The following is a 7,856-nucleotide window of genomic DNA, read 5'->3' as shown; positions in this document are numbered from 1 at the left end:
GGCCCGGTGCAGCGCCTGGAGCACAACGCCGACCTCGGTGGCGGCGCCCCGCCCGCGCTGCCCGATCCGGCGCGGCATGCCGGCACGCCGGTGGGCGAACGCCTGGCCGAGGTGCTCGCCGCCACCGGCGGCGCGCCGCTGATGCAGACCTACGCCACCGACGTGCGCCGCCTCACGCGCGTCGTGCGCCACGCCGGCGCCACGGTGGAGCTGGCGCTGGACACCGGCCGCATCGCCGCGCCCGACCCGGCCGGCGGCCCGCCGCGCACGGCGCCGGTCTGCGAACTGGAGCTGGAACTGCTGCGCGGCCCGGTGAGCGCGCTGGCGGCGCTGGCCGCGCAGTGGGCGCAGCGCCACGGCCTGTGGCTGAGCACCGTCTCCAAGGCCGAGCGCGGCGAGCGGCTGATGCGCGGCGATCCGCCCGCGGTGCCGGTCAAGGCCGCGCCGCCGGACTTCGCGCCCTTCGCCGCGCAGGCGGGCGAAGCCCCCGACGGCCCCGCCGTGCAGCGCGCCGTCGTCGCCGCCTGCCTGGCGCAGATCCTGCCCAACGCCACCGAGGTGGCCGAAGGCAGCGAGGACGCGGAGGTGGTGCACCAGTTGCGCATCGGCATCCGCCGCCTGCGCGTGGCGCTGCGCGAACTGGCGGCGCTGGCGCCCGGCCTCGATCCCGCCTGGGAGGCGCCGCTGGTCGAGACCTTCCGCGCCCTCGGCGCGCAGCGCGACCGCGACCTGGTGCTGGCCGAGGCGCTCGCCGCGCTGCAGGCGGACGGCGCCCCCGCCATCGACCTGCCGCCGCCCGCCGAAGCCCCGGTGCGTGTGGCCGAAGTCGTGCGGGCTCCGGCCCTGCAGGCCGCGCTGGTGGCCCTGGTCGGCCTCGCCGCCTCGCCGGCCGCGGCGGACGCGCAAGGGCAGGCGGCGCTGGACGCCGAGGCGGCCCTGGCGCACCTGCAGCAGCGCCTGCGCCGCCTGCGCCGGCAGGTGCTGCGCGATGGCGCGCGCTTCGAGTCGCTGGACGACGAGGCCCGCCACCGCGTGCGCAAGCGCCTCAAGCGGCTGCGCTACCTGGCCGAATTCACCGCGCCGCTGTTCGGCGCGCGCCGCGCCGGCCGCTTCCTCGATGCGCTGCGCCCCGCGCAGGACGCGCTCGGCGTCTACAACGACGCCGTCGTCGCCCGCGCTCTCTTCGCCGAGGCGGTGCCGCACGATGCGCGCGCCTGGTACGCGCTCGGTTGGCTCGATGCCCGCCGCGATGCGCTGGCCCGCCGCGCGCACCGCGCGCTGGTGCGCATCGCCGACGCGCCGGCCTTCTGGAAGGGCCGCGGCTGACCCGCGTTCCTCATCCGTCCAGGCCCAGCGCCCGGCGCAGCAGCGCCAGCCGCGGATTGAGCGGCGACGCGCGGTAGACCAGCGCCACCGGCCCGGGCGGGATCGGCGGGTGGACCCGCACCCGCCGCACGCGCTGCGCGTCCGGCGCGCCGCGCAGCGTCGCCGCAGGCACCGCGCTCAGGCCGATCCCCTGCGCCACCAGCCGCACGTTGCTCATCGGGCTGGTCGACTCCACCACCGGCTGCGGCGCCGCCAGCCCCTCGCGGTGGAACACGCCCTCCATCATCCGCCGCACCATCGAGCTGCGGGCCGGCATCACCCAGGGCTCGCCGGCCAGGCGCGGCCACGTGATGCGGCGCGCGCGGGCCGCCGGGTGGTCTGCCGGCGCGATGACGGCGAAGTCTGCGTCGAACAGCCGCTCGAAACGCAGCGGCTGGCCGGCCGCTTCCGGCATCTCGGCGGGGTAGGTCGTCACCAGCGCGTCCAGCCGGCCGTCCAGCAGGGCCGTCACCAGCAGCGGCACGCGCTCCTCCATCAACTGCGCGCGCACCGTCTGCCCGTCGCCCACCAGCCGGGCCAGCACCTCGGGCAGGACGCCCTGCGCCACGAAGGGCGGCGCGCCCACCCGCACCAGCGTGATCGCCGGCTCCGCCCAGGTCTCCGCGCCCACATGGGCCAGCTCCTCCAGCAGCAGCGCCGCGCCGCGGATCGCGATCTCGCCGCGCGGCGTGGGCGACAGGCCGCGCGGGCCGCGGGTGAACAGGCGCGCGCCGAAGGCCGCCTCCACCTCGCCCAGCGCTTTCGACAGCGCGGGCTGCGTCAGGCTCAGCTCCGCGGCGGCCGCGCGCAGGCTGCCGCCGCGCTGCAGCGCCACCAGCAGCTGCAGGTGGCGGAAGCGCAGCCGGGCCACCAGGCGCCGGGGATCGAAGCCGGAAGCCCTCGGGTCGGTCGGCATCGGGTATCTCCAGAAGTTTTCACCTGATCAAAACATATCACTATCGGATATCGCACGAGCTTCCTAAGCTGGCGGCACCACAACGAAGGAGACAAGCCGATGGACCGCAGGACCTTCTGCACGGCGGCGTCCGCCGCCTGGCTGCTGCCGCTGGCCGCGCGCGCTGCCGAGCCCTATCCCTCGCGCCCGGTGCGCGTCATCTCGCCCTACGCGGCCGGCGGCGGCCCCGACGTGCAGCTGCGCCAGGCCGGCCCGGCGCTGGGCGAGGCGCTGGGCCAGCCGGTGGTGATCGAGAACAAGGTCGGCGCCGCCGGCGTGCTGGCCGCGCAGTACGTGGCCCAGCAGCCGCCCGACGGCTACACGCTGCTCATGGGTTCGAACACCCACCTGATCCAGAAGGCGCTGCAGCCCGACCTGAAGTTCGACCCGGTCGCCGACTTCAAGCCGGTGGCGAACCTCGCCTCCTCGCCCACCGTGCTGGTCGTGCGCGCCGACGCGCCGTGGAAGACGCTGGACGAGCTGATCGCCGATGCGAAGGCGAAGCCGGGGCAGATGAACTACGGCTCCGGCGGCATCGGCACCTCGGCCCACCTGGCGGGGGCCACGCTGGCCTCGCTGGCGGGGCTGACGGTCACGCACATCCCGCTGAAGGGCTCGGTCGAGATCGCCGCCTCGCTGCTGCGCGGCGACACGCAGTTCGCCTTTCCCGTCGCGGGCACCGGCGTGCCGCAGGTCAAGGCCGGCAAGCTGCGCGCGCTGGCGGTGACGAGCCGGCGCCGGCTGCCGCTGCTGCCCGATGTGCCGACGCTGCACGAGCGCCTGGACAACGAGCTGGCCGTGCAGGAGTCGTGGTTCGGCATGTGGGCGCCGGCGAAGACGCCCGACGCCATCGCCGCCACGCTCTACGCCGCCATGGCGAAGACGGTGCGCTCGCCCGCCGTGCAGGCGGCCTTCGAGGCGGCCGGCAACGAGGCGGGTCTGCTGGGCGATTCGCCCCAGGCCTTCGCCGCCTTCGTGCGCAGCGAGAACCGCAAGTGGGCCGAGATCGTCCGGCTGGGCGGTGTCACCGTGAACAGCTGAATCCCGCAGCAAGGAAAAAGGAAAGCGTCCATGGCCAAGCCACTGGAAGGCGTGCGCGTCATCGACATGTCGCACGTGATCGCGGGGCCGATGGCCTCGATGTACCTGGCGCAGATGGGCGCGGAGGTGATCAAGGTCGAGCCGCCGCAGGGCGAGGTGATGCGCGCCAGCCGCACGCCGCACGATGACGGCTGCGGCGACACGCCCGCCGGCTTCGCCGCGCTCAACGCCGGCAAGCGCTCGCTGGTGGCCGACATCCGCACGCCCGAGGGCGCGGCGCTGGTGCGCGCGCTGGCGCGGGACGCCGACGTGTTCATCGAGAACTTCCGCCCCGGCGTGGTGGCGAAGTACGGGCTGGACTACGAGAGCATCCGCGCGCTGCGGCCCGACATCGTCTACTGCTCGATCTCCGGCTACGGCCAGGAGGGCGCGTGGTCCGGCCGCGGCGCCTACGACCACGTCATCCAGGCCCTGACCGGCATGATGATGATGTCGGGCGACAGCGAGGACGCACCGCCGCAGAAGGTCGGCTTCCCGGCCATCGACGTGGCTGTCGGCATGCTCGGCGCGCTGTCGATCACCGCCGCGCTGCACCGCCGCGAGCGCGAGACGGGCGAGGCGCGCGGCCAGTACATCGACGCCTCGATGGTGCAGGCCTCGCTGATGCTGATGTACCCCAACGCCAGCAGCTACCTCACGCACGGCATCGCGCCGCGCCGCGCCGGCAACCGCGGCTACACCGGCAGCCCCACCGCCGACACGTACCGCTGCGCCGACGGCTGGCTCGCCACCGCGGCCAACACGCCGGCGCAGTTCCGCAGGCTGGCCGCCGTGCTCGGCATGGAGGCGCTGTGCGAGGACGCCGCGGCGCTGGACCTGGAGAGCTTCAACGCGCCGGGCGGCGGCTTCGTCGTGGCGCGCGACCTGCCGCGGCTGCAGCAGCTCTTCCGCGACGCATTCGCGCAGCGCTCGGCGGCGGACATGGAGGCGCGGCTCAACGCCGCCGGCGTGCCCGCGGCGCGCGTGCGGCGGCTGGGGGAGTTCCTCGACGAGGCGACGGCCGGCGAGGGCGCCGCGCTCGCGCCGGCCGTCTTCGCCCAGGGCGATGCGCAGGTGCGCACGCCGGGCCTGGGCTTCCGCTTCCGCCACGACGGCGGGCCCTCGCCGCGCGGTGCCCCGGCGCTGGGCGCCGACACGGCCGCGCTGCAGCGGCAGGTGCAGGATGCAGCGTCCGCCGCGCTGTGCGATGCTGCCGGCCTGCGTTGACTGCCGAACCGACGAAAGGACACCCATGTTCCAGGCCCTCCTGCTCACCCAGTCCGACGACCGCGCCACCCACGCCGCCGTGCAGCCGCTCGACGAGGCGCAGCTGCCCGAGGGCGAGGTGCGCGTCGCGGTGGCCCACTCCACCGTCAACTACAAGGACGCGCTGGCCATCACCGGCAAGTCGCCGGTGGTGCGCAGCTTCCCGATGGTGCCCGGCATCGACTTCGCCGGCAGCGTGGTCGAGAGCGCCGACGCGCGCTTCAAGCCGGGCGACGCCGTGCTGCTCAACGGCTGGGGCGTGGGCGAGGTGCACTGGGGCGGCCTGGCGCAGCAGGCGCGCGTGAAGGCCGACTGGCTGGTGCCGCTGCCGGCCGCCTTCACCACGCACGACGCCATGGCCATCGGCACGGCCGGCTACACCGCCATGCTGTGCGTGATGGCGCTGCAGGACCGCGGTGTGACGCCCGATGCCGGCGCGGTGCTGGTGACGGGCGCCAACGGCGGCGTCGGCAGCATCGCCATCGCGCTGCTGTCGCGCCTGGGCTTCGAGGTGCACGCCTCCACCGGCCGTGCGAACGAGGCCGCGCACCTGAAGGCGCTGGGCGCGGCCGAGGTGATCGACCGCGCCACCCTCTCGGCGCCGGGCAAGCCGCTGCAGAAGGAACGCTGGGCCGCCGCCGTGGACAGCGTCGGCAGCCACACCCTGGCCAACGTCTGCGCCAGCCTGAAGTACGGCGGCACCGTGGCCGCCTGCGGCCTGGCGCAGGGCATGGACCTCCCCGCCACCGTCGCGCCCTTCATCCTGCGCGGCGTCACGCTGGCAGGCGTGGACAGCGTCTACGCCCCGCAGGCCCGCCGCGTCAGCGCCTGGGACCGCCTGGCGCGCGAACTGCCGCGCGAGGTGCTGGCGGCCAACACCGGGACCATCGGCCTGGCCGATGCGGTCGGCCTCGCGCCGCGCCTGCTGGCCGGGCAGGTGCGCGGGCGGGTGGTGGTGGACGTGGCGGCCTGAGCCCCCGCCCGGCCGTCCCGAAGGGGGCTCGCACCGCAGTGCGAAGCACGGAGGTTATCCAATGAGCGCTGCCGGGCTCAGCGCGCGTCGTTCGTCACGCTCGCCGGCTGCGGCAGCAGGCGGAAGGCCAGCGCGCCGGCCACCAGCATCGCGGCGATGCTGCCGAACACGGCGGAGAAGGGCTCGACGCCGTGCGCCTGCGCCGCCGAGGCGATGGCGCCGGTGAGCCACTGCATCAGCGCCACGCCCATGAACATCGCCATCGTGAACAGCGCCATCGCGCGGCCGGTGACGGCCGGGGCGTAGGCGTTCTTCACGTCCGGGTACTGCAGCACCATGTAGCCCGACAGCAGGCCGAAGGCCAGCACCAGCGCCACGTCCACCGCCGGCCGCGTGACCAGCGCCAGCGCCGCGAGCAGCACGGCCCCGACGATCGACAGCCAGAACAGCCAGCGGCGGCGCGGGCGCGGCCCCGGGTCGAGCCGGCCGAACAGCGGCGGGCCGATCAGCGAGACCACCGACAGCACGATCGCCAGGTTGCCCGCGGCCACCAGGCTCCAGCCGTGGCGCTGCATCATCAGCGGGCCCAGCCACAGCCCGCGCAGCGCGACGAAGGAGGCATACGTCACCAGCGAGAACAGCACGATGCCCAGCGTGTGCGGCAGCCTGAACAGCTGGCCGAAGGTGCGCACCGCCTGGCCCAGCGATTCGCGCGGCGCGCCGGGCGCGGCCGCGGGCATCGGCTCGTGCACCCACAGCGCGATCGCCACCCACGACAGCACCGCCGCGAGCCCCAGCACCCAGAAGCCCATGCGCCACGAGCTGGCCTCGATCAGCCAGGCCAGCGGCGTGCCCGTGACCAGCATGCCCACGCTGCCCACCGCGAGGATGGTGCCGGAGACCGCCGCGAAGCGCTCCGCCGGGAAGTGCCGCGCGATGTACACCGTGCACACCAGGAAGGCCGGCGCGCAACCCACACCGATCAGCACCTGCCCCGCCACCAGCAGCGGGAAGCTGGTCGCCAGCGCCGAAACCGCCGCGCCCAGCACCATCAGCGGTGAAGCGAACAGCACCGTGCGCCGCAGGCCGTGCAGGTCGATGCCGATGCCCATGAAGAGCTGCAGCGCGCCGAAGGCGAAGTGGAAGGCGCCGGCGAACAGGCCCAGCTGCTGCGGCGAAAGGTGGAACTCCCCCTGCAGCGGCGCGGCCATGATGGCGGCCACCGTGCGGAAGGCCTGGCTCAGCGCGAAGCCGGTGGTCAGCAACAAGAGGGAGGCCCAGGGGCCGAGGGCGCGCGCGGTGCGGTGGTCGGATGTTGGGGAGGAAGCGGCGCCGGCGGGGTCGGCGCGCGTGGAATCGGCGCGAAAGCTCATGGGTCGGCGGGGGTGTCTCGGCGCAGAGCCTAACCGCCCACGCGAAAAGCTGCTCGTCGCGCGCGGGACGCTCTGCCTCAGCGCGCCGCCCGGCGCGGCGGCGGCTCCAGCGCCAGCAGTTCGGCCGGCAGCGCGTCGTTCCATACCTCGCGGAAGTAGGCGCGGTCGGCGGCGGGCAGGGCGGGCAGCTCGCCGCGCAGGGCGGCCAGCGCCGCCGCGGCCTCGCGCAGGTCGCCGCCGTGCGCCGCGTGCCAGGCCAGCTCGAACAGCAGGCTGGCGCGCTGCAGGCCCGGGTAGCGGCGCCGGCCGCTGGCGTGCTCCTCCAGCCGCTGGCGCGCCACCGCCACCCAGTCGGCAGGCCACTGCGCGGGCGCGAAGCCGTCGGCCAGCGGCCCTGCCAGCGCCGCCGCCTGCGCCATGCGCAGCGGCCGCAGGGCGCGGAAGTCCGCCAGCGGCAGGCGTGGCGCCGCGGTGCAGCCGCCGCGGGCGATGCGCAGCAGGTAGATCGCGTTCCAGGCCGAGCGGCCCTGCACCTCGGCCTGGCGGCACAGCCACTCGCTGAAGGCGATCCACTGCACCGCGCGGCGCAGCGCCTCGCTCTCGCGGCGCGTGCCATCCACCGCGAGGCCGACGCGGTCGAACAGCCACAGCGCCATGCCCATGTTGGCCGCCACGTGCTGCGCGGCGTCGAAGGCGTGCGACTCGAAGGCCGCGGCCAGCGCGCGGTCGAAGTGGCGCAGCGCCTCCTCGGCCTGCGCGGCGGCGGCGTCGCGGCGCGCGGCGTCCGCGGCCATCGCCAGCGCCTGCGAGCGGCAGGCCAGCGCCCACAGGTTGTGCCACTCGA

General features: G+C 75.3%; 6 protein-coding genes and 1 pseudogene. 4 read left to right on the top strand and 3 right to left on the bottom strand.

Translation table 11 applies throughout. The features are described from left to right. A partial coding sequence (locus ACIY1X_RS22480) for a CHAD domain-containing protein (protein ID WP_399684892.1) occupies positions 1-1,326 on the top strand: 1,326 nt, incomplete at its 5' end. A gap of 10 nt (positions 1,327-1,336) precedes the next feature. On the opposite strand, the gene ACIY1X_RS22475 is transcribed toward ACIY1X_RS22480, so the two are convergent. After that, entirely contained in the window at positions 1,337-2,281 is a 945-nt protein-coding gene (locus tag ACIY1X_RS22475) for a LysR family transcriptional regulator (RefSeq protein ID WP_038217990.1), read from the bottom strand. A gap of 99 nt (positions 2,282-2,380) precedes the next feature. On the opposite strand from ACIY1X_RS22475, the gene ACIY1X_RS22470 reads away from it, so the two are divergent. Genes ACIY1X_RS22470 through ACIY1X_RS22460 form a run of 3 tightly spaced genes read left to right on the top strand, consistent with a single transcriptional unit; the run spans position 2,381 to position 5,639 of the window. After that, complete coding sequence (locus ACIY1X_RS22470) at positions 2,381-3,361, top strand: tripartite tricarboxylate transporter substrate binding protein (RefSeq protein WP_038217983.1); 981 nt, start codon at positions 2,381-2,383, stop codon at positions 3,359-3,361. Positions 3,362-3,391: 30 nt separating this feature from the next. Next, the gene (locus tag ACIY1X_RS22465) at positions 3,392-4,627 is read left to right on the top strand and encodes a CaiB/BaiF CoA transferase family protein (RefSeq protein WP_399684889.1); all 1,236 of its coding nucleotides are present in this window, start codon (positions 3,392-3,394) and stop codon (positions 4,625-4,627) included. A gap of 25 nt (positions 4,628-4,652) precedes the next feature. Then, positions 4,653-5,639, top strand: coding sequence for an MDR family oxidoreductase (locus ACIY1X_RS22460; RefSeq protein ID WP_399684886.1), 987 nt, complete (start codon positions 4,653-4,655; stop codon positions 5,637-5,639). A 77-nt stretch (positions 5,640-5,716) separates the two neighbouring features. Here the strand turns inward: ACIY1X_RS22460 and ACIY1X_RS22455 are convergent, their stop codons facing one another. Together ACIY1X_RS22455 and ACIY1X_RS22450 are read right to left on the bottom strand one after the other, a co-directional pair. Then, positions 5,717-7,012, bottom strand: coding sequence for an MFS transporter (locus ACIY1X_RS22455; protein WP_399684884.1), 1,296 nt, complete (start codon positions 7,010-7,012; stop codon positions 5,717-5,719). Between the two features lie 77 nt (positions 7,013-7,089). Further along, positions 7,090-7,856, bottom strand: a pseudogene (locus ACIY1X_RS22450) (hypothetical protein); the annotation flags it as partial.

The sequence above is a fragment of the Xenophilus sp. genome, assembly GCF_044462705.1.
Taxonomy (GTDB): domain Bacteria; phylum Pseudomonadota; class Gammaproteobacteria; order Burkholderiales; family Burkholderiaceae_C; genus Xenophilus; species Xenophilus azovorans.
Note: the sequence above shows the minus strand (reverse complement) of the source record. Positions and strands in the feature narration are given on the sequence as shown.